This is a genomic window from Bradyrhizobium sp., assembly GCF_030693485.1.
Lineage (GTDB): Bacteria > Pseudomonadota > Alphaproteobacteria > Rhizobiales > Xanthobacteraceae > Bradyrhizobium.
The window spans coordinates 1-26,409 of the sequence record NZ_JAUYAN010000009.1; the positions used below are offsets into that span (position 1 = coordinate 1).

Consider the following 26,409-nt stretch of genomic DNA (forward strand, 5'->3'; position numbering starts at 1 on the left):
CCGACCGGGCCGCAGTGCCGGTTTCCGCGGGGCGACGGAGGCGACAAAGGCCGGAATTCTCCGAGGTGAGCACGTGATAAGCCGTCAAGCCATTGCGCAGGGAATGTCGGATGTTCTCCGCTGCCCTGTATGCTCGTGTGCAGCTTTTTCGTACGACTTCGCACACGGGACCGCGGGTGCAGCGCGCATCCGGCATTCCCTGCTCCCTCGTTTTCGAGGGGGAACGACAGGCAAACCTCGGGCAGATCGTGCCGCGAGAAGGCGGACGTGTATCTGGTTGGAATGAACTGCAACTCCCACCACGTCATTTGCGAGCCAGCGGGTCGCGCGAATGCGCGCCCGATGACAGGCTCCGCGAAGCAATCCATGCATCAGAAGAAAGATGGATTGCTTCGTCGCAAATGCTGTTCGCAATGAGGAGGCCTGCTAGACCGGATCCCAGGGAAAAATATCCGCCGAACGGTCGAGCTTGTAGAACGATCCCTTGAGCGCGGGCATGCCGTGCTCCGCAATCGTCTGCGGCGTCCAGCCTTCGCCGCGATGCACCGAGCGAATCGGCCGGTTCTGGCTGAACAGGAAAAGCTCGTTCATGCGCGCGCCGAAGATTTGCCCTGACACGTCCTTGGCGGCGTCGCTGAGCAGATAGGCGCAGATCGGTGCAATCTTTTCCGGGCCCATCTGCTTGATCTTCTCAACCCGCGCCTTCTCGGCTTCGGTCTGCGTCGGGATGGTGCCGATCATGCGGGTCCAGGCGAACGGCGAGACGCAATTCGAGCGCACGTTGAAGCGTCCCATGTCGAGCGCGATCGACTTCGACAGGCCGACGATGCCGAGCTTGGCGGCGGCGTAATTGGCCTGGCCGAAATTGCCGATCAGGCCCGAGGTCGAGGTGAAATGCACGAAGGAGCCGCTCTCCTGTTCACGAAACAGTCGCGCCGCGGCGTGGCTGACGTAGAACGATCCCATCAGGTGCACCTTGATGACGGATTCGAAGGCCTCCACGCTCATTTTGTGGAAGATCATGTCGCGGAGGATGCCGGCATTGTTGACGACGCCGTCGAGCCGGCCGAAATGGTCGGTCGCTGTCTTGACGATCTTGCTCGCGGGGATCGCTTCCGCCACCGACTCGAAATTGGCAACGGCGGTGCCGCCGCGCTTCTTGATCTCGTCGACGACTTCCTCGGCCGGTGCGGCGCTGTTGCCGGCGCCGTCGGCCGCGCCGCCGGGATCGTTGACCACGACCTTGGCGCCCTCGGCGGCGCACAGGAGCGCAATCTCGCGGCCGATGCCGCGTCCCGCGCCGGTGACGATGATGACTTTGTCCTGCAACGATTTTGTCATGGAGTTCTCCCGGTTGTCCTTCGTCATTCCGGGGCGATGCGCAGCATCGAACCCGGAATCCTGTGATGCCGGGTCTGGTGCTGCGCACCATCCCGGAATGACGAAGGTGATTACTTCTCGTTCGTAAAAATGATCGTGCCGGATGCCGCGAACATGCCGCCGACGCCGTGGCAGACCGATATTTTCGCACCCGGCACCTGCGCCGGCGCGATGCCGCGCATCTGCCGCACGCTCTCCTGCAACGCGTACATGCCGTACATGCCCGAATGCATGTAGCTCAAGCCCCCGCCATTGGTGTTGAGCGGCAGCTTGCCGCCGGGGCGGGTGTTGCCGTCGGCGATGAACTTGCCGGTCTCTTCATGCGGCATGAAGCCGAGGTCGCCGAGGCCGTAGAGCGGCAGATGCGCGAAGGCGTCGTAGATCATCAGGTGATCGACGTCCTTGTGGGCGATGCCGGCTTCCCTGAAGGCGAGGGGACCCGCGGTGCGGAAGGCGCGCGAGCTGTCAAAGGTCTCCATCTGGCTGACCATCGGGGTTTCCACGCTCTCGCCGGTGCCGAGGATGTAGACCGGCTTGTTCGGAAAGTCCCTGGCGCGGTCGGCCGAGGTCAGGATCAAGGCACCGCCGCCATCGGTGACGAGGCAGCACTGCAGGATGCGGAACGGATAGGCGATCATCTTCGAGTTCAGGACGTCCGCGACCGTGATCGGCGCCTTCATCATGGCGCGCGGGTTCTTCGCGGCCCATTCGCGCTGCACCACCGCAACCATGGCGATCTGCTCATGGGTGATGCCGTGGGTCTTCATGTAGCGCAGCACCGGGATCGGAAACATGCTCGGCGGCCCGTAGACGCCGAACGGCGACTCGAACTGGCCGTTCAGGCTGTCCGGCGGCGTCGAGCGCGGCAGCTTGCCGATCATCGACTTGCCGCTCTCGGCGTGCGTGATCAGCACGGTTTTGCACAGTCCGGCCTCGATCGCCGCCGCGGCATGGCGGACATGCAGCATGAACGAGCAGCCGCCCACCGACGTTCCGTCGACCCAGGTCGGCTTGATGCCGAGGTAATGCGCGATCTGCTGCGGCGTTTCCACTGCGGTGGCGATGCCGTCGATGTCGGACAGTTTCAGGCCGGCATCGGCAATGGCGTTGAGTGCCGCATCGGCGTGCAACTGGATTTGCGACATGTCGGGAATGACGCCGAGCTCGGTGGTCTCGGCGGCGCCGACGACGGCGACTGCGTTTCTGCGCATGGTGCTTAACCCTTCGCCGGACGGAACAGGGGAAGCGTGATCTTGTCGTCGAGTTTCTCGAACGCGACTTCCAGCTTCATGTCGAGTTCGAGCGCCTCCGGCGTCTGCGGGCAGTCGACGATATTGCTCATCATCCGCGGGCCTTCCTCCAGTTCCACCACGGCAATGGCGTAAGGCGGGGTGAAGCCCGGTGCGGCGGGGCGGTGGTTGATGACGTAGCTGTACAGCGTACCCTTGCCGCTGGCCTTGAAGATCGAGACCTTGCGCGAAGCGCAGGACGGGCAGAACGGGCGCGGCGGAAAATAGACGTTGGCGCAGGCGTCGCAGCGCTGCAGGCGCAACTCGCCGGCGGCGGTGCCATCCCAGAAATGCTGGGTTTCCGGTGTCGGTTTCGGTCGCGCGCGCGCTGGCTCGGCCATATCGGTCTGTCCTCCCGGGATCGGGCCGCGTGGCCCGCTTGTTGCGATCTTGATGCGACATTGACCATCTGGCGTCAACGGTCCAGCCATAAGGTTGCATGGCCCTATTCCGGCTGGCGCACAATCGGCTGTCGAGGGCCCTTGTAGCTTGTATGCCAGCGAACTCTCGCGTTAGGTTCGTGCAGCCACAAGGCATGAAGACGGAGACAGTGTGCGAACCATTCGAATAGGGTCCGGCGCCGGCTATTCCGGCGATCGCATCGAGCCTGCAGTTGAGCTCGCCGAAAAAGGCGACCTGCAGTATCTGGTGTTCGAATGTCTTGGCGAGCGCACCGTGGCGCTGGCGCAGCAGGCGCGCATGAAGAATCCCGATAGCGGTTACGATCCGCTGCTGGAAGAACGAATGCGCGCGGTGCTGCCGCTCTGCGCCGCCAGGGGTATCAAGGTCGTCACCAATATGGGCGCCGCCAATCCGGTCGCCGCCGCGCGCAGGACCGCGGAGATCGCGAAGTCTTTGGGTCTGTCGTCGCTGAGGATCGCCGCCGTGGTCGGCGACGACGTGCTTGACGCCTGCAAGGACGGCGACCTCCCGATCATGGAGTTCGACGGCACGATCAAGCAACTCGGTAACCGGCTGCTGTCGGCCAATGCCTATCTCGGCGCCGAGCCGATCGCGCAGGCGCTGACATCGGGCGCCGATATCGTGATCACCGGCCGCGCCTCGGATCCCGCGCTGTTCCTGGCGCCGATGATCCACGCGTTCGGCTGGGCGATGGACGACTGGAATTTGCTGGGGCAGGGCACCGTCGCCGGGCATCTGCTGGAATGCGCCGGCCAGATCACCGGCGGTTATTTTGCCGACCCCGGTTACAAGGACGTCGCCGATCTGGCCCGGCTCGGTTTTCCGATCGGCGAAGTCGGCGAGGACGGCAGCCTCGTCATCACCAAGGTCGCCGGCTCCGGCGGCGCCGTAACGGCGCAGACCTGCAAGGAGCAGCTGCTGTACGAGGTGCATGATCCCAAACGCTATCTGCAGCCCGACGTGGTGGCGGATTTTTCGGAAGTGAAGGTCGCGGAGATCGGACCTGATCGAGTCCGCGTCAGCGGCGGGCGCGGTACCAGGCGCACCGATACGCTGAAGGTCTCGGTCGGCTATGTCGACAGCTTCATTGGTGAGGGGCAGATTTCCTACGCCGGCCCAGGCGCGCTGGCGCGGGGGAGTCTGGAGCTGGAAATCGTTCGGGAACGCCTGAAGCTGACAGGCGTTGTGACCAGCGAATTGCGGTTCGAGCTTGTCGGCGTCGAGTCGCTGCACGGGCCTCAGGTCTCTGCACAGGCCAACGAACCTTACGAGGTGCGCGTACGCGTCGCCGGCCGCACCGAAAATTTGCGCGAGGCGGTCCGGATCGGCAACGAAGTGGAAACGCTCTATACCAATGGTCCCGCCGCCGGCGGCGGCGCGTGGAAATCGGCGCGCGACGTGGTCGCGGTGGCATCGGTGCTGCTGCCGCGTGACCTCGCAAAACCGCAAATCCAGTTCGTGGGGGCATAAATGACAAAGCTGCGCGAACTCGCCCATTCCCGCGCCGGCGACAAGGGAAATATTTCCAACATTTCGGTGATCGCCTATGACGCTGAGAACTACCCGTTGCTGCTCGAACAGGTCACCAGCGCGCGGGTCAAGGCGCTGTTTGCCGGCGTGGTCGAAGGCGACGTCGTGCGCTATGAGTTGCCCAATATCGCCGCCTTGAACTTCGTGATGAGCGGGGCGCTCGGTGGCGGCGTGACGCGCTCGCTGGCGCTCGATGCCCACGGCAAATCGCTCAGTTCCGCGCTGCTCGATCTGGACATTGACGACACGCCCCAGCAATAGTCGCGATGTCAGCGATACGCTTGACCATGACCGACAGAGAGTAGACGATGAAGAACGCCCCGACCCTGGCCACACTGGCCGACGATCTCGCCAGCGGCCGCACCAGCGCCCGCAAGCTGGTCGATAGCTGTCTTGCCAAAATTGCCGACAGCTCGGGCGAGGGCGCGCGGGCGTTCATTCATGTCGCTGCCGAAGCGGCAATCGAGGCCGCCGAGGCGATGGACCGGCTCCGCGAGGTAAAAGCCGCGCCGTCGCGCTTTGCCGGCATTCCGATCTCGATCAAGGACCTGTTCGACATCAGGGGGCAGGTGAGCCGCGCCGGATCGCGCGCGCTCGACGATTCCGCGCCGGCGGAGGCCGATGCGCCCGCGGTGGCGCGGTTGCGCCGGGCCGGTTTCGTGGTGATCGGGCGCACCAACATGACCGAATTCGCCTATTCCGGCATCGGTATCAATCCGCATTACGGCACGCCGAAGGGCGCCTGGCAGCGCAGCGTCGGCCATGTGCCCGGCGGGTCGTCGTCGGGCGCGGCGGTGTCGGTGGTCGACGGTATGGCGCATGGCGCGCTCGGCACCGACACCGGCGGCTCCTGCCGAATTCCGGCGGCCTATAACGGCATCGTCGGCTTCAAGCCGACCCAGCGGCGGGTGCCGCTCGACGGCGCGGTGCCGCTGTCGTCCACGCTCGACAGTATCGGGCCGCTGGCGCGCACGGTGGCGTGCTGTGCGGCGCTCGACGCCGTGCTGGCCGATGAGACCTTCGTGCCGCTGCAACCGCGCCCGATCAGGGGGATGCGGCTGGCGGTGCCGACCACGGTGGCGCTCGACGATCTCGACGATGAGGTGGCGCGGACATTCGAGCGCGCGCTGGAGACGCTGTCGCGCCAGGGGGCGCTGATCGAGCGGATCGAGGTACCGGAATTCCTCGACGTCGCGGTCATGAACACCAAGGGCGGCTTCGCTGCGGCGGAAAGCTTTGCCTGGCACCGCTATCTGATCGCCGGCAGTGGCGACGTCTACGACCCCCGCGTCTCCTTGCGCATCATGCGCGGCGAAAGCATCAGTGCCGCCGACTATATCGATCTGCTGGTGACGCGGAAGTCGATGATCGCGCGCGCCACGGTCCGCCTCGCGCCCTATGACGCGCTGATCATGCCGACCACCGCCAATACGCCGCCCCGGATCGCCGATCTCGCCGATGACAAGGCCTTTACCAAGGCGAACCTGCTGTCGCTGCGCAACTGCACGCTGATCAACATGAGCGATGGCTGCGCGATCTCGTTGCCTTGCCATCGCGAAGGCGAGGTGCCGGTCGGATTGATGCTGGCGGCATCTGCTGGGGCCGACCGTCGCATCTTTGAATTAGCCGCCGGCATGGAGGACGCCATTCGTGTTTGAACTCACTTTCACCGTTCAGGATGGCGGCGCGGGCATGCCGCTGACGCTGGCGATCGACCAGGCCGTGATCGCCGGCTGGACCGGACGCGATCCGGTGGCGCGCGACAAGCACATCGCCGAACTCGAGGCGATCGGCATCGCGCGGCCGGCCTCGACGCCGATCTATTACCGCGTCTCGGCGCGGCGAATAACCACCACGGACAGCATTGAAGTCTGCGGCGGAGATTCCAGCGGCGAGGTCGAGTTCGTGCTGATCGGCTGGCAGGGCCGCATCCTCGTCGGCCTCGGCTCCGACCACACCGACCGCAAGGTGGAAGCCTACAGCGTCACCGTGTCGAAGCAGATGTGCGACAAGGTGATGGCGCCGGAGTTATGGGAGCTGAAGGATGTCATCGGCCACTGGGACCACATGACATTGCGCGCCTGGGCGTGGATATCAGGCGAACGCGTGCTATACCAACAAGGCACGCTGGATCACATGCTCCCGGTCAAGGAGTTGATCCAGCGCGGTTTCGGCGACAAGGGTTTTCCCGACGGCTGCGCCATGTTCGGCGGCACCTTCGCCGCCATCGGCGGCATCCGCCCGGCCGATCGCTTCGAGTATGAACTCGAGGACCCCGTGCTCAAGCGCAGCATTCGGCATGCGTATGATGTGACGGTGTTGCCGGTGCTGGGTTGAGGATGGCCGTCATTCCGGGCGCGCGGCAGCGCGAACCAGGAATCTCGAATTTCCGGGTTCGATGCCTCGCATCGCCCTGGAATGACGGGAGCACCCGGAAATCGGGTGGCAGCATGCAGTTCGAATTGCGAAACTGCTCCCATGAAATCAACCGCAAAGAACCTCATCCATCCCGCTCCTCCTTGTGACATCGCGGCGCGCATCGATGTCATCGACTGGACGCAGGCAATCAGCGATCTCGACGCCCAGGGCTGCGCTGTCCTCAAGGGTTTGCTCTCTGCGGAAGAATGCCGCGCGATTGCCGCGCTCTATCCCGACGACAAGAACTTTCGCAACGGGTTGTGATGGGCCGCCACGGTTTCGGCCGCGGCGAATACAAATACTTCTCCTATCCCTTGCCTGATCTGATCGCGGGGCTGCGCCCGGCGCTCTACGTCAAACTCAGTGACATCGCCAACCGCTGGAACGAGGCGCTGGGGATCGATGTCCGTTATCCCGAAAGCCACGACGCGTTCCTGAAGCGGTGCCATGACGACGGCAGGTGCGGCCGACTCCGTTGCTGCTGCAGTATGGCGCCGGCGATTACAACTGCCTGCATCAGGATCTCTATGGCGAGCACGTGTTTCCGCTGCAGGTGGCGATCCTGCTGTCGGAACCGGGCCGTGATTTCACTGGTGGCGAATTCGTACTGACCGAGCAGCGGCCGCGCATGCAGTCGCGGCCGGAAGTGGTGCCGCTGACCCAGGGCGATGCGGTGGCTTTTGCTGTGCACCACCGGCCGGTGCAGGGGACGCGCGGCTTCTATCGGGTTAATCTGCGCCATGGCGTCAGCCGGCTGCGCTCCGGCCACCGCCATACCGTGGGTGTGATCTTTCACGATGCGAAATGAAGGTGACTCCATTGACGGCCGATCTGTTCGAAAGCGTTCCCGATCTGCGTCCCTCGCGCGAAGCGATGGCGGAGGGCGCCGTGTTGCTGCGCGGCTTCGCCCGGCCGGTCGAAGCCGAGCTGATCGCTGCAATCGGCGAGATCGTGACGCAGGCGCCGTTTCGTCACATGGTGACGCCGGGTGGCCACCAGATGTCGGTGGCGATGACCAATTGCGGTAGCGCCGGCTGGGTCACCGACCGCAGCGGCTATCGCTATGACGGCCTCGATCCGGAATCCCGTGCACCGTGGCCGGCCATGCCGGCCTCGTTTCGCGCGCTGGCAGCGCAGGCGGCTTCCGAGTCGGGATTCGACGGTTTTGCGCCGGATGCCTGCCTGATCAACCGCTACCAGCCCGGCGCCCGCATGTCGCTGCACCAGGACAGAGACGAGGACGATTTTGGCGCGCCGATCGTCTCGGTCTCGCTGGGCCTGCCGGCGATCTTCCTGTTCGGCGGCTTGCAGCGCAGCGATAGACCGCGCCGGTTTCGGCTGGAGCACGGCGACATCGTGGTCTGGGGTGGGCCGTCGCGGCTGTTCTTTCACGGCATAGTCCCGCTCGCCGACGGCGAGCACGCCTTGCTGGGCCGCCAGCGCATCAACCTGACGTTTCGAAAGGCGCGCTGACTTTTTCTTTCTCCCCTTGTGGGAGAAGGAAGGTGCGGCGCTCGCCTTCCCAACAACGCCCGCGCCGGTCTATGCTTGCCCCGCTGGGGGAGGCAACCATGAGCGACACCAAAGCATCGGCCGACACGGGCGCCGGCAACCGCACCGGCGTCTATCTCGCTGTCCTGCAACTGGTGTTCACGCTGGGCTGGACCATCTATGTGATCTATCTGCCCAAACTCTGCGCGCAGGTCGGGATCGCGCCGTCCGCCGTCATCCTCATCCTGATGCTGGATCAGGCGATCTTCACCATCACCGACACCGCGATGGGCATCGCCGCCGACAAGATCGCACCGTTCGTCGGCCGGCTCGGCGTCTTCGTCGGCATTGCTACCGCGATCTCCTGCGCCTCCTTTATCGCGCTACCCTATGTGGCGGGTACCGGCCCGGGCGCTCAGGTCTGGTTCATTGTCCTGATTGTGATCTGGGTGGTCACCTCATCGGCGCTGCGCGCCCCGCCGCTGACACTATTGGGGAAATACAGCGCGAAACCCGCCATCCCGTTCCTGTCGGCGCTGGCGATGCTGGGTTACGGCGTGGCCGGCGCGGCGTCGCCCTATCTCGGCGTGCTGCTGCGCAACCACGACGCCCGGATCCCCTTCGTGATTTCGGGCGTGGTGCTGCTGATCACCGCGCTGGCGCTGTCGAAAGTCGAGCGCGGTCTGGCGCAGCAACCCGCCGTGCCGACCAAGCCGGTCGAACCAACAAGAATGCTCGGTCAGATCCCGATGTTCTTCATTGCGTCGATGGTGCTGCTGTCGCTGGGTTACCAGTTGCATTTCAGCATCAACAGCACGCCGTTCTTCCTGCGTTTTGCGAAACCGGAGGATCTGCAATGGCTGATGCCGGTGTTCTGGATCGGTTTCAACATCGCGATGTTTCCGGCCAGCGTGGTCGTAAAGCACCGCGGCGGGTTGATCGTGATGGGTGCTGCCGGCCTGCTGGGTGCGCTGGCGGTGATTGGCGCGGAGTTCGCAGGCAGCCTCAACATGCTGATTGCCGCGCAGTTCATCGCAGGCGCGGCGTGGGGCTGCATGCTGATGAGCGCGGTCGCAGCCGCGCTGGCGATCGGGGATACCGGCGCGGAAGGCAAGGTAGTGGGGCTGGTGTTCTCGGCGCTGGCGCTGGCGACTTTCGCGCGGATGGCGGCGGTCGCGGGCGGCCTCCAGAAGCTGCCGGAATATGCGCCGCTGCTGCATTGGGCCCCGGTGGCGTGCTGGGCGGTCGCCGGCGCCGGCCTGCTGGCGATCGCGGCGTTGCGAGCGCAACAGGGGATGGTGGCAAGGAGGGTTTGATTGTCAATCCGGGATGGTCCGAAGGAGCAGACCTGAGGTGCGCAATTGCGCACCGGGGAATCTCGAGATTCCGGGTTCGCTCGCCAAGGGGCTCGCACCCCGGAATGACGGGAGTGTGCAGTCTACGGCTTCGCCGGATGAATGAACGTCCATGGCGTGACTTCGGAATCTCTGGGTACCTCGACGTCGATCAGATACGGCCCGCCATGCGCCAGCGCTTTCTCCAGCGCGGCGCGAAAGTGATCCGGCGAGGTAACGCGCGTCGCACCGACTCCAAAAGATTCTGCGAGCTTCACAAAGTCCGGATTGACCAGATCGGACGCCACCACGCGACCATCAAAGCGTTCGCGCTGGTCGCGCCGCACATTGCTGTAGGCGTTGTTGTTGAACACCAGCGTCACCACGGCGATGTTGAACTGCACCGCGGTCGCCAGTTCCTGCACGCCGAACATGAAGCCGCCATCGCCTGTGATCGCGACTACCGGGCGATCGGGATTCGCCACCTTGGCGCCGAGTGCGGTCGGAAAGCCGGAGCCGAGCGTGCCCTGGTAGCCCGAGGTGATGAAGGTGCGCGGCCCGTAAACCGGAAAGCCGTACCAGGAGGCAAAGCCGACCTGTGACAGTTCATCGGTGACGATGGCGTTTTGCGGCAACACCTCGCGCAGGATGTTCAGGTAGGCCATCTGCGGCTGCACCGACTGAATTTCCTTCAGCGCCGCCGCCGAGGCGTCGCGGATCGTGGCACGACGGCCGCTGGTCTTGCTGTAACCAACCTTTCTTACCGCCGTGAGCAGCGCGTTTGTGCCGGCCGGCGCGTCGGCGACCACGGCGGCGTCAGGCGTCAGGCGGCGCATTTCCGAGGGATCGATATCGATGCGAATCGATTTCAGGCCCTGGGGCTGAAACGGCCACCGAAACCCCGAGGCCGGCAATTCCATGCGTGTCCCGATCCCGATGATGAGGTCAGTCTGCGGCCACAGCCGATAGGCCGCCGCCATCGTCAGCCCGAGTTCATGGGCATTGGAGACGATGCCACGGCCGCTGCGGAAAGCTACCACGGGCGCGTCGATCAGTTCGGCCAGTTCGAGGATTTCGTCACACGCGTCAATGGCTCCGCTGCCGACAAAGATCATCGGCGTCTTGCTGCCGGCGATCAGCGCGGCGGCGGCCTTGATGCGATCGGGATCAGGCAGTGGCGCCGGGAAGGTATCGAACACTTTTGCAGGGCCGGTTTCCGCGCGCTGCGTAAACACGTCCCAGGGCATTTCCAGCGACGCCGGGCCGCGGCGGCCCGACAGCATCTCCTGAAATGCGCGCGATACCATCGCCGGCGCGGCGTCGGGATATTCGATGCGGTCGGCCCATTTGACGAAAGTGCGCAGCGTCGCCAGCTGATCCGGCATCTCATGCAGATGACCGCGGCCCCTTCCGAGGAAGTTTGTGGGCACCTGTCCGGTCAGGCAGAGCACCGGTTCATTGCATCCGAGCGCGGTGAGCAGCGCCGCGCCGGCGTTGAGCACGCCGGGACCGGGCACTACGCTGAACACGCCAGGCCGGCCGCTCGAGCGGGCGTAGCCGAAAGCCATGTAGCCGCAGGCCTGCTCGTGCCGTGCGCCGACTACTTTCAACTGCGCCTGATGGAAGCCGTCGAACAGGCCGTAGATCTGCGCGCCGGGCAGGCCAAATACGGTATCGACCCCATGCGCGACCAGGCCGCTCACAATCGCTTCGCCGCCGGAACTCACACTCATGGTCTTTTCCAATCGCTCGCCAATAAATTCACGAAGTCTCGTCGATCACGCCGTTGCGCAAGGTCCCGACGCCATCCGCCTCGACTTCGATGACGTCGCCGGGAACCAGGTAACGCGGCGGATCGAACCGGGCGCCGGCACCGGTCGGTGTCCCCGTGACGATGACGTCACCCGGCACCAGCGTGGTGAAGGTCGAGAGGTAGTTGAGCAAATACCGGAAGCCGAATATCAGCCGGCCGGTGCGGTCGTCCTGGCGCATCTCGCCATTGACCCGCGTGGTCAGCCGTATATCGGCGATCTGCGCCTCATCGGTGTAAGGCACGATCCACGGGCCGAGGCTGCCGGTGGAATCAAAATTCTTGCCCTGCGTGACGTTGAATTTGGCGTGCCGGACCCAATCGCGGATGGTGCCTTCATTGCATAGCGTGATCGCGGCGATGTGATCCAGCGCGGTCTTCTCCGGAATGTGCCTTCCGGCCTTGCCGATGATCAGCACCAGTTCGCCTTCGTAATCGAGTTGCGCCGAGGCGCGCGGGCGCACCAGCGGCGTGCCGTGGCCGACGAAGGAGCGCGGCGTGCGCATGAACATACTGGGATATTTCGGAGCGTTCTGGCCGTCTTTATATTCGGCGTTACGGTCCGGGTAATTCACGCCAATGCAGATGATCTTTTCCGGTGCGGGGATCGGCGGCAGCCAGGTGACGGCGTCCAGCGCATGATCCGGCCGATGGCGCGCGGCTTCCTCCGCCAGTTTTGGCAAGGCGTCCGCGGCGATCACCTCGCGCAGCGTCGGGTATTCTTTCGCGAAGCGAGCGGAGAGATCGACGATACCGCCGTCGACGACCGCGCCGTATCGGGTCGAGCCGTCGATGGAGTAGGTAGCAAGGCGGGGAGGTATCATCAGGTTTCCGGACCTAGTCTGCAATCGTGACGTCGGCGACGAACAGCGGCTCACGCACGGCCTGACCGACGAAGGGCGAGCCCTGTTCGAACCAGGAACGCGGCGCCGGTGCGCCCCACAGTGTCTGCCGGCGGGGATCCTTCAGCGACCAGCGCAGCGGTTCGTGATCGTGATCCCCCGTAAAGTAGTCGCTGGTGTAGAGCTCCAGCCGGTGACCGTCGGGATCGCGGACATACAAAAAGAACGCATTGGAAATGCCATGGCGGCCTGGTCCGCGCTCGATGTTCTTCAGGAAGCCGCTGGAGGCCATCACGTCGCACAAGTGCAAGATATTCATCGCGGTCGGCACCCAATAGGCAAAATGGTGCAGACGAGGGCCCTTGCCGTTGGTGATGGCAAAATCATGCACATTACCCTTGCGATGCATCCAAGCCGCCGCGATACGGCCGTTCGGCCCGTCTTCCTCGCCATATTCGGTGAGGCGAAAGCCGAGACGCGCGTAGAAATCGACGGTGTCCTGCACTTCCGCCGCGAACACATTGAAGTGGTCGATCCGCTGCGGGTGACAGCCCTTGTAGAGGTCGTAGCGGCGCAACAGATGCGGGCGCTTGTCCATCGTGGCATAGAGCTCGATCTGGAAGCCGAAGGGATCGGTGAAGTGCAGGGTGCGGCCCTGGAACGGCTGCTCTGAAAACGCGTAGGTGACGCCCGCCCCGGAAAAGAACGCCGCGGCCTTGTCGAGATCGCCTTCGTTGCCGACCTTGAACCCGAGCCGGTTGCACGCCGCCGCCGCCGCCTTGCGCAGCACCAGCGAGTGATGCTGATGCTCCTCGCTGCCGCGCAGGTAGACCGCTCTGTCGTCGTGGTCCTCGACATGCAGTCCCACGGTGGTTTCGTAGAACTCCCTGGAGGCCTTGAGGTCGGTTACGTCGAGCACGACGTGGCTGGAACGAATGATGTTGAAGGGCGGATCGAAGGTATGTGTTGGGACGGGCATGCGAGATCCTTGTTGAATTCGTCATTCCGGGATGGTCCGAAGGACTAGACCCGGAATCTCGAGGTTCCGGGTTCGCTTCGCGCCCCGGAACGACGGTTGATGCTAAATACCCAGCTTCTGAATCTTGTGCGTGCCCCGCGCCAGCGAGACGTGCTTGGTTTCCATATAGAACTCGAACGAATAGTCGCCGCCGTCGCGGCCGATGCCAGAGGATTTCATGCCGCCAAACGGCGTCGGCAGATGGCGGACGTTCTCCGAATTGAGCCAGATCATGCCGGCCTCCAGCGCGTCGGCGACGCGCAGCGCGCGGCCCATGTCGCCGGTCCAGACATAGCCTGTCAGGCCATACTGCACGCCGTTGGCGATCTCGATCGCCTCGGCTTCGTTGCGGAACGGGATCACGGTGAGGAACGGGCCGAACACTTCCTCCTGCGCGACGCGCATGTTGGCATGCGCGCCGATGACCAGCGTCGGCTGCACGTAATGCCCGCCGCCGGGGCCGGCATGCGGCTTGCCGCCGACGGCGATCACCGCGCCGTCCTTGCGGGCGATATCAAAGTAAGAGCAGACTTTTGCAAGATGCCGCTCGTGGATCAGCGGCCCGATCTCGGTGGCGGGATCGAGCGGGTGCCCGACCTGCAGCGCCTTGACCCGCGCCGTGAGCTTCTCGATGAACTTCTCCGCAATGCCCTGCTGTATCAACAGCCGGCTCGACGAAGTGCAACGCTCGCCGTTCAGCGAGTAGATCATGAATACGACGGCATCGAGTGCGCGGTCGAGGTCGGCATCGTCGAACACGATCACCGGGTTCTTGCCGCCGAGTTCGAAATGCACCCGCTTCAAGGTCGGCGCTCCCTGCGCCATGATAGCGGATCCCGTGGAGCTTTCGCCGACAAAGCCGATCGCCTTGATGGCGGGATGCTCGGTCAGCGCCTTGCCGGCTTCCTCGCCGATGCCGTGTACGGTGTTGAGCACGCCGTCGGGGACGCCTGCCTGCTTGACGAGTTTCGCCAGCAGGTCTGCCGTGACAGGCGACCATTCCGCCGGCTTGTGAACCACCGTGCAGCCCGCCGCGAGAGCAGGGGCGATTTTCCAGGTCGACAGCATGAACGGCGTATTCCACGGCGTGATGACGCCAACCGGGCCGATTGGCACCCGGGTGGAAATATTCCAGTGCTCTTCACTGGGTGTATTGAGGCCGTCGCGCGCTTCGGCGCATCGATCGGCAAAGAAGCGGAAGTTTTCCGCAGCCCGGATCGCGGCCTTGGCCATGAAGCGGTGGGCCTGACCGGTGTCGATACATTCGAGCACGGCGATATCGTCGGCGCGATCCTCGATGGCGTCGGCGACGCGGTGCAGCAGTTTTTTCCGCATCGGCGCCGGCATGTCGCGCCAGGCCTTGAAAGCCCTTGTCGCCGCCGTCGCGGCGCGATCGATATCTTCGGCATTGCCACGGGCGACGGTGGCCAGCACCGCGCCGTCGACGGGCGATCTGGTCTCAAAGCTCATGCCCGAGACCGACGGTTCGATCCTGCCGTCGATCAGGTGTCCGATGCCATCGGCCTGCAGTTGCTTCAGCAGCGGGGCTGCGCGCTCGCGATTGGCGGCAAATAAGTCTTTCGGCGTCGCCTTATCCATTTGTTGTCTCCACTTTCAGGGCGTCGTGGATGTTGTTGCGCTTCCAGCTGGTTGCCTTGTCGTTGATCTGCATGTCGAACGACAGCGCGAATTGGCTTCCGGCGAAAACCGGATCGAGATGGTCGGATAACGCGCGGAAAATATGCTCGCCCGCCCTCTTGCGCGCCGCGAGGTCACGGCCTTCGCCGAGCCGCAGCACCATTGCGAGAAAGCCGTGCCGCGGGTTGCCGTCGGCGATGGCGTAATGCTCGCACTTGATGGCGCGGACGCGAATCCCTCCGAGCGGAAAGATCCCGGTTTCCACCGCAGCCTTGCGGACCACCTCGACGATCCCGGCCATGTCGATGCGCGCGTCGAGATTGGCGGAATATTCGATGGTGAAATGCGGCATGCCTTGTTTACTCCAACGATCTTGCCGGGCGTCTCAAGCGAAGTAGCAGTTCACGGTGCCCCAGGGACCATAGTCGGCCTGAATCGTGTCGCCTTTGCGGGTCTCGATCGGGCGGATGAACGATCCCGCCAGCACCACTTGCCCGGCTTCAAGCGCCAGCCCGTTGGCGGCGATCTTGTTGGCGAGCCAGGCCACGCTGGTGGCGGGATGGTTGAGCACGCCGGCAGCGAGGCCGGTCTCTTCCAGCTGACCATTGCGGTAACACAATGCACCGATCCAGCGCAGGTCGGCATCATCTGGGCGTAACGGGCGGCCGCCGAGCACAATCCCGGCATTGGCGGCGTTGTCGGCAATGGTGTCGAAAATCCTGCGCGTCGATTTGGTTACGGGGTCGACCCGCTCGATCCGGGTGTCGAGGATCTCCAATGCGGGAACGACGAAATCGGTGGCATTGAGTACGTCGAACATGGTGCAATTCGGCCCCGACAGCCGCTGCTTCATGATGAACGCCAGTTCGGCTTCCACGCGCGTGCCGATGAAGCGGTCCGAGGGCACGAGGCCGCCATCGGCAAAGAACATGTCGTCGAGCAGGATGCCGGAATCCGGCTCGTCGATATTGAGCGCGCTCTGCATCGCCTTCGAGGTGAGGCCGATCTTGTGGCCCTTGACGATTCGGCCCTCGGCGACCTTGATCGCGACCCACGCCTTCTGGATGGCATAGGCGTCTTCAAGCGTGATGCCGGGATGATCCAGCGACAGCTGCCGGATCTGCCGGCGGGTCTTTTCCGCCTGATGGAGCCGCTCGGCGGCGCTGCGGATTTCGTCTGCGGAAAGGGCCATGCGGTCACGCGAGAAAGAGGATGCCGAAAACTGATTAACATGTTAAGTGGTTCGGTGCAAACTGATTTGCTGCTTGCTGCAGCGCAACCTGGAGCATCCGATCGTCATGGCGCGGAAGCCGTCGGCCAACAATTCCGGATCGGGTCCGGCGGGCGTACCCGTGCGGCGGGTGCCGATGCGGGATTTCTCCCGTTCGCTGCCGATGTCGCTGCTGCGCGCGCGCGAGGCGGTGATGCGGCAGTTTCGTCCCTCGCTGCGCCATCACGAATTGACCGAACAGCAATGGCGCATCCTGCGCGCGCTGGCGGCGGTCGAGACCATCGAGGTCACCGAACTGGCGCGGACCGCGTTTCTGCTGGGGCCGAGCCTGTCCCGCATCCTGCGGGACCTCGAAGCGCGGGAATTGATCGAGCGCCGGGTTGCGGAAGCCGATCAGCGTCGCGCCGTGGTGTCGATTTCGGCTGATGGCCTCAAGCTGATCGAGGCGGTCGCGCCGTCGTCTGAAGCGATCTATGCCGCCATCACCCGACGTTACGGCGCCCGCAAGCTCGCTGAATTGCAGGACATGCTGCATGCGCTGGAAAACAGCCTTTCCGCAATGGAAGTGGCGGAGGAAGGCAGCGCGGAGCCGGAACAGTAAGCGCAAATTTGCATGATGCTACCGGCACGATGCATAGCGGCCGGGCAAATCATCGCAATCGAGCCCCGATGCCGGTGGAAACCATAGACACGCCCGCGATTTTTCGCTCAAAGTGACTGCCAAGCCGGTCATGAAAACCGGCGCGGGAGCAGGGGACGCCGCTGACGATGCGGCTGTCCCAGACAGGCAGAACGAAATCCGCTTATGGTCACCATACAAGTTCAGAACCTGATCAACTTCGTTGCCGAAGTCTTCGCCCATTCCGAATCCTCGCCCGAAGAGGCGAAGCGCATCGCGACCTATCTGACGACGGCCAACCTCACCGGCCATGACAGCCACGGCGTGATCCGGGTGCCGGTCTATATCCACTGGAAGAAGATGGGCTCGGTGGTGCCGAACCAGATCGCCGAGGTCGTGGTCGATACGCCGTCGCTCGCAGTGGTCGACGGCAAGTTCGGCTACGGCCAGACCGTGACGCCGCAGGCGGTCAGGATCGGCATCGAGAAATGCAAGAAGGCGGGACTATCCGCCGTGGCGCTGCGCAATGCCGGGCATATCGGCCGGGTCGGCGACTGGGCTGAAATGGCAGCGGCCGAAGGACTGGTCTCGATCCACTTCGTCAACGCCGCCGGCTCGCTGCTGGTGGCGCCATACGGCGGTGTCGAGAAGCGGCTGTCGACCGCGCCCTATTGCGTCGGCATCCCCCGCATCGGCCAGGATCCGATCGTGCTCGATTTCGCGACGTCGATCGTCGCCGAAGGTAAGGTTTTAGTCGCCAGCCGCGGCGGCAAGAAATTGCCCAAGGGAGCGCTGGTCGACGCCGACGGCACCTTGAGCGAAGATCCGGCGGTGCTGTATGGGCCCCACACCGCGGAGGGGCCACGCGACCACACCCAGGGCTCGGGCGCGATCCGCGCCTTCGGCGAGCATAAGGGCTCGGGACTGGCGTTCATCTGCGAGTTGCTCGGCGGCGCGTTGACGGGGACGGGAGCGACATCGGGCGACCGGCGTTTCGCCAACGGCATGCTCGCGTTCTATGTCGACCCCAAGGTGATCGACACCAGCAATTTCTTCGACGGCGAAATCTCGCGCTACAGCGACTTCATCCGCGCGACCCGGCCGGTGGCCGGCGGTGATGCGGTGCTGATCCCGGGCGATCCCGAGCGGAAGACGCGTGCCGAGCGTACCAAAAACGGCGTGCCGCTGCCTGACGATACCTGGGCCGCGATCGTCAATACCGCCCGCGAGGTCGGCGTCAGCGAAGTCAGCATCCAGAAGGCCGCCAGCTAGGCGGCGGTGAATTTTCAACCGATTGCAACGATCACAGAAGGAAACGCGATCAATGACAACGAATAACGTCAAGAAAGTCTGGGCCTCGGGCAAAGCCGTGGTCAATGCCTGGCTGGCGATCCCGTCGGGCTTCTCCGCCGAGGTGATCGCGCAATGCGGCTTCGACAGCGTCACCGTAGACATGCAGCACGGCGTGCAGGACTACCAGTCGATGGTGCAGTGTTTCCAGGCCATGAACGGCCATCCGGTGACGCCGATGGTCCGCGTTCCCTGGAACGAGCCGGGCATCATCGGCAAGGTGCTCGACGGCGGCGCCTATGGCGTGATCTGCCCGATGATCAACACCAGGCAGGAAGCTGAGGCCCTGGTCCAGTACTCGAAATATCCACCGAAAGGCACGCGCTCCAACGGCCCGATCCGCTCCGGCATGTACGGCTCGGCCGGCACCTATCAGCAGACCGCCAATGACGAGATCGTGCTGCTGCCGATGATGGAGACCAAGACCGCGGTCGAGAACATGGAATCGATCCTCGACGTCGAGGGCATCAACGGCGTCTATATCGGTCCTTCCGATCTCGGCTTCTCCTATGGCCTTGTGCCGAAGCTCGACCGGGACGAGCCGGAAATCCTCAAGATCTACGAGAAGATCATCAAGGAGTGCGGCAAGCGCTCCCTCTATCCCGGCATCCATTGCTCCGGCGCCGACGGTGCTGCGCGCGCCATCAACATGGGCTTCAAGCTCGTGACGCTGTCGAACGAAAGCGGCCTGATGGCGACCTACGCCAAGATGCAGGTCGCGCAGACCCGCAAGGATTCCGGCGGCAAGGCGTAAGCGCTTTGGCTGATATGCGGGCTTGTTTCCGGTTGCGGGGTGGGCAGCGGTACTTGAACATCGTCGGATTTCACGTTCTTGCTGCTGTTCCCCCCGCATCCAGGCGGGTTTAGATATAGTCTGCGCTCGCAATATGTTGGCCGCTGCGGCGCAGCCGGACTGCCTTTTGATCGCCAGTGTCGGGGGAACTTGCATGCATGACACCGTTGCTGAAACCCGCGCGGTCGCACCGCCCAGTCATCCGCTCGACCCGTTGACGCCGGGTGAAATCGGCCGTGCGGCGGCTGCCGTGCGGGCCTCGCACGATCTCGGGGCGGACATGATGTTCGAGACCATCGGTCTGCACGAACCGGACAAGAGCGTAGTGCATGGCGTGCAGCCGGGGAACGCCTTTCCGCGCGAAGCCTTTGTGTGCGCCTTCGACCGCACCAACGGCGAGGTCTGGGAAGCCCGCGTCGATCTCGTCGCGGACCGGGTCATCGACTGGCGGCATGTGCCCGGCGTGCGGCCACGTATCCTGATCGACGACATAATTCTGGTCGGAGAGGTGGCCAGGGCGGATCCACGCTTTCGGGCGGCGCTGGCCAAGCGAGGCATTACCGATATCGACAGGGTGCAGGTCGATCCCTGGTCGGCAGGAAATTATGGTTTTCCGGATGAAGAAGGACGTCGACTTTCGCATACTTTCTGCTGGTACCGGAGCGAGAAGCACGACAACGGCTATGCGCATCCGATCGAGGGGCTTTGTGCGGTCATTGACCTCGACCGGGCGGAGGTTCTGCGCGTCGATGATTACGGCGAGGCCGATGTCCCGATGCAAAACCGCAACTACGCGGCTCGCTATCGCACCGATTTCCGCGGCGACATCAAGCCGCTGGAAATCGTGCAGCCGGCCGGTCCGAGCTTTGTCGTCGAGGGCAATGAGGTCCGTTGGCAAAAATGGCGTTTCCGGGTGGGCTTCAATGCCCGCGAGGGATTGGTGCTGCATACCATCGGCTACGAAGATGACGGCAGGCTGCGGCCCGTGCTGCATCGAGCCGCCCTGTCGGAGATGGTGGTGCCCTACGGACATCCTGGCGGCGGGCATTTCCGCAAGAATGCCTTCGACGTCGGCGAGTACGGCATTGGGGTACTGGCCAACTCGCTGGCGCTCGGCTGCGACTGTCTCGGCGCCATCCGTTATTTCGACGCGTGGCTCGCCGACAGCAAGGGCGATCCCTACTGCATCGAGAGCGCAGTGTGCCTGCACGAAGAGGATTTCGGCATCCTTTGGAAACATACCGACCTGTTCACTGGCGAGGTCGAGGTGCGGCGTGCCCGTCGGCTGGTCGTGTCGTCGATCTCAACCGTTGGCAATTACGAATACGGCTCGTTCTGGTACTTTCACCAGGACGGTTCGATTCATTTCGAGATAAAGGCGACCGGGATCCTCAATACGGCCGGGCTGAGGCCGGGCGAATCGCCGGACTACGGCACCATCGTTTCGCCTGGCGTCTATGCACACTATCACCAGCACATCTTCAACATGCGCCTCGACATGGCGGTCGACGGCGAGCGCAACCGGGTGGTTGAGGTCGACACCGTCGCGTTGCCGATGGGCGCTGGCAATCCGCACGGCAATGCCTTCACCATCCGCGAAACGATTCTCGAAACCGAGCAAAAGGCGCAGCGCAATGTCGATTTCAACGCTGCCCGCTTCTGGAAGATCGAGAGCGCCGAGGCACACAACTGGCTGGGAAAACCCACCGCCTACAAGCTGCTCCCGCTGAGCCCGGTGCCGACCTTTTCCAGCCCCCAATCAATGGTAACCAAACGCGCGGCCTTCATGACGCGGCAGCTGTGGGTCACTGCCTTTCATCCCGACGAGATTTACGCTGCCGGCCGCTACCCCAATCACAGCCGCGGCGGCGATGGCTTGCCGGCATGGACCGTCGCGGATCGCCCGCTGGTCGATACCGATATCGTGATCTGGCATAGCTTTGGCCTGCACCATATTCCGCGTCCGGAGGACTTTCCCGTCCAGCCCGTGATCACGGCGGGTTTCGCCCTTCACCCCTCAGGGTTCTTCGCGGAGAACCCTGCTCTCGATGTTCCGCCGGCCGGGAGCAGCTTGAGCTGTTGCGTCGACTGATGCGGCGACGTGACTGCCGCCGCATCTTTCCCAGGAACGGGATCAGGTGGGCTCGAAGGATCCGATAGGATAGAAATCGTCCTGTAAGAGCCCGAGTAACTTCGCTAACAATCCGCTTCGTGCCGATTTCACCAAGGAGGCATCCCATGGCCGCAGCCCCCGTCATCCGCCTGCATCCCGATGATGGCGTGCTGATCGCACGCTCCAGCCTGCCGCCCGGCATGGCGGTGGCCGATGGCGTCACCACGGTTGAGCGGATCCCGGCCGGCCACAAGGTGGCGATCAGGCCGATCGCCGTGGGCGAGCCGATCCGCCGCTACGGCCAGATCATCGGCTTTGCGACCATTCCGATCGCGCCGGGGCAGCATGTCCATACGCAGAATTGCGGCATGGGTGATTTCGCCAAAGACTATGCCTTCGGCGTCGACGTCACGCCGACACCGAATTTCGATCTGCCCGCGACGTTCGACGGTATCCGCCGTCCCGAGGGTCGCGTCGCCACCCGCAACTACATCGGCATCCTCACCTCGGTGAACTGCAGCGCCCATGTCGCGGGCATGGTGGCCGATATCTTCAAGAAGAATCCGTTCACCGGCGACAATCCGCTGGCGGATTTTCCCAATGTCGACGGCGTGGTCGCGCTGACCCACAAGACCGGCTGCGGCATGACCCAGGACGAGCCGCTGCGTCTGCTCCGGCGCACACTCGGCGGCTATGCGCGGCATGCGAATTTCTCCGCCGTGATCGTGCTGGGGCTGGGCTGCGAGGTCAACCAGATCGGCGGGCTGATGCAGGAGCAGAAACTCGCGGGCCGCTTGCGCGCGATGGACATCCAGGAAGTCGGCGGTACCCGCAAGACCGTGGAAGCCGGCGTTGCCTTCGTGCGCGAGGCGCTGGTCGACGCCAACAACGTCAGGCGCGAGCCGGTGTCGGCGAGCGAGTTGACGGTGGCGCTGCAATGCGGCGGCTCCGATGGCTATTCCGGCGTATCCGCCAATCCGGCGCTGGGGGCTGCGAGCGATCTGCTGGTTCGCCACGGCGGCACCGTCATTTTGTCGGAGACACCTGAGACCTACGGCGCCGAGCACCTCTTGACCCGCCGCGCGGTCAGCCGTGAGGTCGGCGAAAAGCTGGTAGCGTTGATGCGCTGGTGGGAGGAATACACGGCGCGGGAAGGCGCCGAGATGAACGCCAATCCCAGCCCCGGCAACAAGGCCGGCGGCCTCACCACCATCCTGGAGAAATCACTCGGCGCGATGGCCAAGGCCGGCAGCACCAATCTGGTCGATGTCCTGAACTACGCCGAAGAGGTGACAAAAAAGGGTTTTGTCTTCATGGACACGCCCGGTTACGACCCGGTCGCGGCAACCGGGCAGGTCGCCGGCGGCGCCAATCTGGTCTGTTTCACGACTGGCCGCGGTAGCGTATTCGGCTGCAAGCCCGCGCCCTCGATCAAGCTCGCCACCAACTCGGCGATGTTCAAGCGAATGGAAGACGACATGGACGTCAATTGCGGCACCATCCTCGACGGCGAGGAAACCGTGCAGCAATGCGGCCAGCGTATTTTTGAACTGATGCTGGAAACTGCCTCAGGCAGGCCGACCAAGAGCGAGAGTTTTGATTTCGGCGGCGCCGAGTTCGCGCCGTGGGTGCTGGGGGCGACGATGTAGGGTTCTGTCGTCCCTGCGTTCGCCTGCTTTCGCAGGGACGACGATGGATCTGTGGGAACTCGAAAGTCCGTACGCCCTGTGGGCAAACGTTGCCCGTTGTTAGTGCTTGATCCCGCCGGGAACCAGTGTTCTGCTCAAAAAAGCTGCTGGAGCACACAGAATTTGTCGATCTTCGTCGCACTACATCACGTCACGCATTACAAATACGACCGACCGATCGACCTCGGCCCGCAAACTATCCGCTTGCGGCCGGCGCCGCATACCCGGACGCCGATCCTGAGCTATTCGCTCAAGGTCACGCCATCCAATCACTTCGTGAACTGGCAGCAGGATCCGCAAGGCAACTGGCTTGCCCGCTTTGTCTTCCCGGAGAAGGCCAGCGAGTTCAAGATCGAGGTCGATTTCACGGCGCAGATGACCGTGATCAACCCGTTCGACTTCTTCGTCGAGCCTTACGCCGACAGTTTTCCGTTTGCCTATACCGATGACCTGAAGACAGAACTCGCGCCCTATCTCGCGACCATGGAACCCGGGCCGCTGTTTGCAAAATACCTCGCGACCATTCCGCGCGAGGCGACCAGCACGGTCAATTTCCTGGTCGATCTCAATGCGAAGCTGCGCGACCAGATACGCTATATCATCCGGATGGAGCCGGGCATCCAGACCCCGGAGCAGACGCTGGCCTCAGGCGCGGGATCCTGCCGCGACTCCGCATGGCTGCTGATCCAGACCTTGCGCCATCTCGGGCTCGCCGCCCGCTTCGTGTCGGGCTATCTCATCCAGCTGCGCCCCGATATCGATCCGGTCGAGGGACCGCGCGAGGTCGAGAACGATTTTACCGATCTGCATGCCTGGGCCGAAGTCTATCTGCCGGGTGCTGGATGGATCGGCTTCGACGTTACCTCGGGCATGCTGACCGGCGAGGGGCACATCCCCGTTGCCGCCACGCCGCATTATCGCTCGGCGGCGCCGATCTCGGGCGCGGTTGGATTTGCCAATGTCGAGTTCGGCTTCGAGATGAACGTCAAGCGGATTCGCGAAGCGCCGCGGATCACCCGGCCGTTCTCCGACGATTCCTGGGCGCGGCTCGACGCGCTCGGCGAGCAGGTCGATGCCGATCTGAAAGCGGGCGACGTGCGCCTGACCATGGGTGGCGAGCCGACCTTTGTCTCGGTCGACGATCTGGAATCGCCGGAATGGAATATCGCCGCGGTCGGCCCGACCAAGCGGGGTCTCGCCGACGATCTGATCCGCAAATTGCGCACCCGCTTCGCGCCGGGGGGCCTGCTGCATTACGGGCAGGGCAAATGGTATCCCGGCGAAAGCCTGCCGCGCTGGGCGTTCGGACTGTACTGGCGCAAGGACGGCGTGCCGATCTGGAAGAACTCAGATCTGATTGCGACTATCGGGAAGCCGCGCAAAGCCAGCATCGAGGATGCCGAGCGCTTTGCCGATTCCACGGCGGAAAAACTCGGGGTCGATTCGGAATTCGTCCTGCCGGCGTTCGAAGATCCCGCACACTGGCTGCAGAAGGAAGCGGGGTTGCCGCCCAATGTCGATCCCTCCGATTCCAAATTGTCCGATCCGGAAGAACGCTCGCGCATGGCGCGGGTGTTTGATCAGGGGCTGAACGTTCCCAAGGGTTTCGTGCTGCCGATCCAACGCTGGAATGCCGACGCCGGCAAATCTCCATCGCGCTGGAAGAGCGAGCGCTGGAAATTGCGCCGCGGCAATCTGTTCCTGACGCCCGGCGATTCGCCGCTGGGATTGCGGCTGCCGATCGCGTCCTTGCCGCATATCGAGGCGGACGAATATCCCTACATCGTCGAGCAGGATCCGCTGGAGCCGCGCGAGGAACTGCCGGTTTATGACGGGGCGTCGTCGGGCGAGACCGCGCCGCATCAGGAGGTGCACGAGCAGCAGCTGAGGGGCGGCGGCGGTGTGCGCACGGCGATGTCGATCGAGATTCGCGACGGTATCCTGTGCGCGTTCATGCCGCCGGTTGAGAAGCTGGAAGACTATCTCGAACTGGTGACCGCGGTGGAAGCGACCGCAGAAGAAATGCAGATGCAGGTCCATGTCGAGGGCTACCCACCGCCATTCGATCCGCGGGTGGAAGTGATAAAAGTGACGCCCGATCCCGGCGTGATCGAGATCAACATCCAGCCGGCGCAGAACTGGCGCGAGGCCGTCGATATCACCTTCGGGCTTTACGAAGATGCCGCGCAGACGCGGCTCGGCGCCAACAAGTACCTGGTCGACGGCCGTCACACCGGCACCGGCGGCGGCAATCATGTCGTGGTCGGTGGCTCCAGGCCCGCGGACTCGCCGTTCCTGCGTCGTCCGGATCTGCTGAAGAGCCTCGTGCTGTACTGGCAGCGGCACCCGTCGCTGTCCTATTTATTCTCAGGAATGTTCATCGGGCCGACCAGCCAGGCGCCGCGCATCGACGAGGCCCGGCATGACGGGCTATATGAACTGGAGATCGCGCTGTCCCATGTGCCACCGCCGGGCACCCCGGCGCCGCTGTGGCTGGTCGATCGCCTGTTCCGGCACATCCTGGTCGACATCACAGGCAATACCCACCGCGCCGAAATCTGCATCGACAAGCTCTATTCGCCCGACGGCGCCACCGGCCGGCTCGGGCTGGTCGAATTCCGCGCCCTTGAAATGCCGCCCGATCCGCGCATGTCGCTGGCGCAGCAATTGCTGATCCGGGCGCTCATCGCCAAGCTCTGGCGGGAGCCGCAGCAGGGCAAGTTCGTGCGCTGGGGCACTACGCTGCACGATCGCTTCATGCTGCCGCATTTCCTCTGGGAGGATTTTCAGGGCGTGCTGTCCGAGCTGAAACAATCCGGCTACGATTTTTCGCCGGATTGGTATGCGGCGCAGCTCGAGTTTCGTTTTCCGGTATTCGGCCGGGTCCATCATGGCGGCGTCTCGCTGGAGGTGCGGCAGGCGCTGGAGCCGTGGCACGTTCTCGGCGAAGAGGGCTCGGCCGGCGGCACCGTCCGTTACGTCGATTCCTCGGTGGAGCGGCTGCAGGTCAAGGCCACAGGCTTTGTCGAGGGCCGCCACGTCGTCACCTGCAACGGCCGGCGGATGCCGATGACCGAAACCGGCCGCGCCGGGGAGGCGGTCGCAGGCGTCCGCTTCAAGGCCTGGCAGCCGCATTCAGGCCTGCATCCGACCATCCCGGTTCACGCGCCGCTGACATTTGACTTGATTGATACCTGGAACGGCCGCTCGCTGGGCGGCTGCGTCTACCACGTCGCCCACCCCGGTGGCCGTACCTACGACACCAAACCGGTCAATTCCTACGAGGCCGAGGCCCGCCGGCTGGCCCGGTTCCAGGACCACGGCCATACCCCCGGCAAGATCGATCCGCCCCGCGAGGAACGCACAATTGAGTTCCCTTTGACCCTCGACTTGAGGACGCCGCTGCTTCATTGAGAATGGGCTTTGAGGGCGGGAGAGTCGG

21 protein-coding genes and 1 pseudogene are annotated in these 26,409 nt (G+C 63.8%); 13 read left to right on the plus strand and 9 right to left on the minus strand.

The genetic code is table 11. The features are described from left to right. Positions 1 to 426: 426 nt before the first annotated feature. The 3 genes from Q8N40_RS00650 to Q8N40_RS00660 all read right to left on the minus strand — a co-directional run bounded on the left by Q8N40_RS00650 (position 427) and on the right by Q8N40_RS00660 (position 3,010). Positions 427 to 1,341: an SDR family oxidoreductase gene (locus Q8N40_RS00650; RefSeq protein WP_305710437.1), complete on the minus strand. Its 915-nt coding sequence runs from the start codon at positions 1,339 to 1,341 to the stop codon at positions 427 to 429. A gap of 110 nt (positions 1,342 to 1,451) precedes the next feature. Beyond that, complete coding sequence (locus Q8N40_RS00655; protein ID WP_305710438.1) at positions 1,452 to 2,591, minus strand: thiolase; 1,140 nt, start codon at positions 2,589 to 2,591, stop codon at positions 1,452 to 1,454. Between the two features lie 5 nt (positions 2,592 to 2,596). Then, positions 2,597 to 3,010: a Zn-ribbon domain-containing OB-fold protein gene (locus tag Q8N40_RS00660; RefSeq protein WP_304741010.1), complete on the minus strand. Its 414-nt coding sequence runs from the start codon at positions 3,008 to 3,010 to the stop codon at positions 2,597 to 2,599. Between the two features lie 211 nt (positions 3,011 to 3,221). On the opposite strand from Q8N40_RS00660, the gene Q8N40_RS00665 reads away from it, so the two are divergent. The 7 genes and pseudogenes from Q8N40_RS00665 (at position 3,222) to Q8N40_RS00695 (ending at position 9,847) form a co-directional block, all read left to right on the plus strand. Beyond that, positions 3,222 to 4,562 (plus strand): acyclic terpene utilization AtuA family protein, encoded by a 1,341-nt coding sequence (locus Q8N40_RS00665; RefSeq protein WP_305710439.1) that lies wholly within the window; start codon positions 3,222 to 3,224, stop codon positions 4,560 to 4,562. Continuing rightward, complete coding sequence (locus Q8N40_RS00670; protein WP_305710440.1) at positions 4,563 to 4,883, plus strand: hypothetical protein; 321 nt, start codon at positions 4,563 to 4,565, stop codon at positions 4,881 to 4,883. Between the two features lie 47 nt (positions 4,884 to 4,930). Further along, complete coding sequence (locus tag Q8N40_RS00675; RefSeq protein WP_305710441.1) at positions 4,931 to 6,280, plus strand: amidase; 1,350 nt, start codon at positions 4,931 to 4,933, stop codon at positions 6,278 to 6,280. Continuing rightward, complete coding sequence (locus tag Q8N40_RS00680) at positions 6,273 to 6,959, plus strand: DUF2848 domain-containing protein (RefSeq protein WP_305710442.1); 687 nt, start codon at positions 6,273 to 6,275, stop codon at positions 6,957 to 6,959. The genes Q8N40_RS00675 and Q8N40_RS00680 overlap by 8 nt, the downstream gene beginning before the upstream one ends. Positions 6,960 to 7,100: 141 nt before the next feature. Further along, positions 7,101 to 7,848: pseudogene (locus Q8N40_RS00685) on the plus strand (2OG-Fe(II) oxygenase). 11 nt (positions 7,849 to 7,859) lie between these two features. Beyond that, positions 7,860 to 8,513: a DNA oxidative demethylase AlkB gene (alkB, locus tag Q8N40_RS00690; protein WP_305710466.1), complete on the plus strand. Its 654-nt coding sequence runs from the start codon at positions 7,860 to 7,862 to the stop codon at positions 8,511 to 8,513. A 98-nt stretch (positions 8,514 to 8,611) separates the two neighbouring features. Continuing rightward, the gene (locus Q8N40_RS00695) at positions 8,612 to 9,847 is read left to right on the plus strand and encodes an MFS transporter (protein WP_305318376.1); all 1,236 of its coding nucleotides are present in this window, start codon (positions 8,612 to 8,614) and stop codon (positions 9,845 to 9,847) included. 122 nt (positions 9,848 to 9,969) lie between these two features. Here the strand turns inward: Q8N40_RS00695 and Q8N40_RS00700 are convergent, their stop codons facing one another. From Q8N40_RS00700 to hpaH, 6 genes are all read right to left on the minus strand, one after another. After that, positions 9,970 to 11,598, minus strand: coding sequence for a thiamine pyrophosphate-dependent enzyme (locus Q8N40_RS00700; RefSeq protein ID WP_305710443.1), 1,629 nt, complete (start codon positions 11,596 to 11,598; stop codon positions 9,970 to 9,972). 28 nt (positions 11,599 to 11,626) lie between these two features. Continuing rightward, complete coding sequence (locus Q8N40_RS00705; protein WP_305710444.1) at positions 11,627 to 12,499, minus strand: fumarylacetoacetate hydrolase family protein; 873 nt, start codon at positions 12,497 to 12,499, stop codon at positions 11,627 to 11,629. Between the two features lie 13 nt (positions 12,500 to 12,512). Continuing rightward, on the minus strand, positions 12,513 to 13,496 hold the full coding sequence (hpaD, locus tag Q8N40_RS00710; protein ID WP_305318373.1) for a 3,4-dihydroxyphenylacetate 2,3-dioxygenase: 984 nt from the start codon (positions 13,494 to 13,496) through the stop codon (positions 12,513 to 12,515). 102 nt (positions 13,497 to 13,598) lie between these two features. Next, a complete protein-coding gene (gene hpaE / locus Q8N40_RS00715) occupies positions 13,599 to 15,134 on the minus strand; it encodes a 5-carboxymethyl-2-hydroxymuconate semialdehyde dehydrogenase (RefSeq protein ID WP_305710445.1) in 1,536 nt (511 codons plus the stop codon). Continuing rightward, positions 15,127 to 15,525 (minus strand): 5-carboxymethyl-2-hydroxymuconate Delta-isomerase, encoded by a 399-nt coding sequence (locus tag Q8N40_RS00720; RefSeq protein ID WP_305710446.1) that lies wholly within the window; start codon positions 15,523 to 15,525, stop codon positions 15,127 to 15,129. Before Q8N40_RS00720 ends, hpaE begins: the two co-directional genes overlap by 8 nt. Positions 15,526 to 15,558: 33 nt before the next feature. Further along, positions 15,559 to 16,365 carry a 2-oxo-hept-4-ene-1,7-dioate hydratase gene (gene hpaH / locus Q8N40_RS00725; RefSeq protein WP_305710447.1) on the minus strand — a complete coding sequence of 269 codons (807 nt, stop codon included), beginning with the start codon at positions 16,363 to 16,365 and terminating at the stop codon, positions 15,559 to 15,561. Positions 16,366 to 16,471: 106 nt separating this feature from the next. On the opposite strand from hpaH, the gene hpaR reads away from it, so the two are divergent. From hpaR to Q8N40_RS00755, 6 genes are all read left to right on the plus strand, one after another. Continuing rightward, positions 16,472 to 17,005, plus strand: a complete 534-nt coding sequence (gene hpaR, locus Q8N40_RS00730) for a homoprotocatechuate degradation operon regulator HpaR (RefSeq protein ID WP_305318382.1) — start codon at positions 16,472 to 16,474, stop codon at positions 17,003 to 17,005. A 204-nt stretch (positions 17,006 to 17,209) separates the two neighbouring features. Further along, on the plus strand, positions 17,210 to 18,295 hold the full coding sequence (locus Q8N40_RS00735; RefSeq protein ID WP_305710448.1) for a malate/lactate/ureidoglycolate dehydrogenase: 1,086 nt from the start codon (positions 17,210 to 17,212) through the stop codon (positions 18,293 to 18,295). A gap of 52 nt (positions 18,296 to 18,347) precedes the next feature. Further along, complete coding sequence (locus Q8N40_RS00740) at positions 18,348 to 19,127, plus strand: HpcH/HpaI aldolase/citrate lyase family protein (RefSeq protein ID WP_305318368.1); 780 nt, start codon at positions 18,348 to 18,350, stop codon at positions 19,125 to 19,127. 22 nt (positions 19,128 to 19,149) lie between these two features. After that, on the plus strand, positions 19,150 to 21,258 hold the full coding sequence (locus Q8N40_RS00745) for a primary-amine oxidase (RefSeq protein WP_305318367.1): 2,109 nt from the start codon (positions 19,150 to 19,152) through the stop codon (positions 21,256 to 21,258). Between the two features lie 146 nt (positions 21,259 to 21,404). Further along, complete coding sequence (locus tag Q8N40_RS00750) at positions 21,405 to 22,928, plus strand: UxaA family hydrolase (protein ID WP_305710449.1); 1,524 nt, start codon at positions 21,405 to 21,407, stop codon at positions 22,926 to 22,928. A 162-nt stretch (positions 22,929 to 23,090) separates the two neighbouring features. Continuing rightward, positions 23,091 to 26,381 (plus strand): DUF2126 domain-containing protein, encoded by a 3,291-nt coding sequence (locus tag Q8N40_RS00755; protein WP_305710450.1) that lies wholly within the window; start codon positions 23,091 to 23,093, stop codon positions 26,379 to 26,381. Positions 26,382 to 26,409: the final 28 nt, after the last annotated feature.

Bases quoted from the DNA above. Each gene is read 5' to 3' on its own strand.
- Q8N40_RS00650 (WP_305710437.1), bottom strand. From the start codon at position 1,341: ATGACAAAATCGTTGCAGGACAAAGTCATCATCGTCACCGGCGCGGGA.
- Q8N40_RS00655 (WP_305710438.1), bottom strand. From the start codon at position 2,591: ATGCGCAGAAACGCAGTCGCCGTCGTCGGCGCCGCCGAGACCACCGAG.
- Q8N40_RS00660 (WP_304741010.1), bottom strand. From the start codon at position 3,010: ATGGCCGAGCCAGCGCGCGCGCGACCGAAACCGACACCGGAAACCCAG.
- Q8N40_RS00670 (WP_305710440.1), top strand. From the start codon at position 4,563: ATGACAAAGCTGCGCGAACTCGCCCATTCCCGCGCCGGCGACAAGGGA.
- Q8N40_RS00675 (WP_305710441.1), top strand. From the start codon at position 4,931: ATGAAGAACGCCCCGACCCTGGCCACACTGGCCGACGATCTCGCCAGC.
- Q8N40_RS00695 (WP_305318376.1), top strand. From the start codon at position 8,612: ATGAGCGACACCAAAGCATCGGCCGACACGGGCGCCGGCAACCGCACC.
- Q8N40_RS00700 (WP_305710443.1), bottom strand. From the start codon at position 11,598: ATGAGTGTGAGTTCCGGCGGCGAAGCGATTGTGAGCGGCCTGGTCGCG.
- Q8N40_RS00705 (WP_305710444.1), bottom strand. From the start codon at position 12,499: ATGATACCTCCCCGCCTTGCTACCTACTCCATCGACGGCTCGACCCGA.
- hpaD (WP_305318373.1), bottom strand. From the start codon at position 13,496: ATGCCCGTCCCAACACATACCTTCGATCCGCCCTTCAACATCATTCGT.
- hpaE (WP_305710445.1), bottom strand. From the start codon at position 15,134: ATGGATAAGGCGACGCCGAAAGACTTATTTGCCGCCAATCGCGAGCGC.
- Q8N40_RS00720 (WP_305710446.1), bottom strand. From the start codon at position 15,525: ATGCCGCATTTCACCATCGAATATTCCGCCAATCTCGACGCGCGCATC.
- hpaH (WP_305710447.1), bottom strand. From the start codon at position 16,365: ATGGCCCTTTCCGCAGACGAAATCCGCAGCGCCGCCGAGCGGCTCCAT.
- hpaR (WP_305318382.1), top strand. From the start codon at position 16,472: ATGGCGCGGAAGCCGTCGGCCAACAATTCCGGATCGGGTCCGGCGGGC.
- Q8N40_RS00735 (WP_305710448.1), top strand. From the start codon at position 17,210: ATGGTCACCATACAAGTTCAGAACCTGATCAACTTCGTTGCCGAAGTC.
- Q8N40_RS00740 (WP_305318368.1), top strand. From the start codon at position 18,348: ATGACAACGAATAACGTCAAGAAAGTCTGGGCCTCGGGCAAAGCCGTG.
- Q8N40_RS00750 (WP_305710449.1), top strand. From the start codon at position 21,405: ATGGCCGCAGCCCCCGTCATCCGCCTGCATCCCGATGATGGCGTGCTG.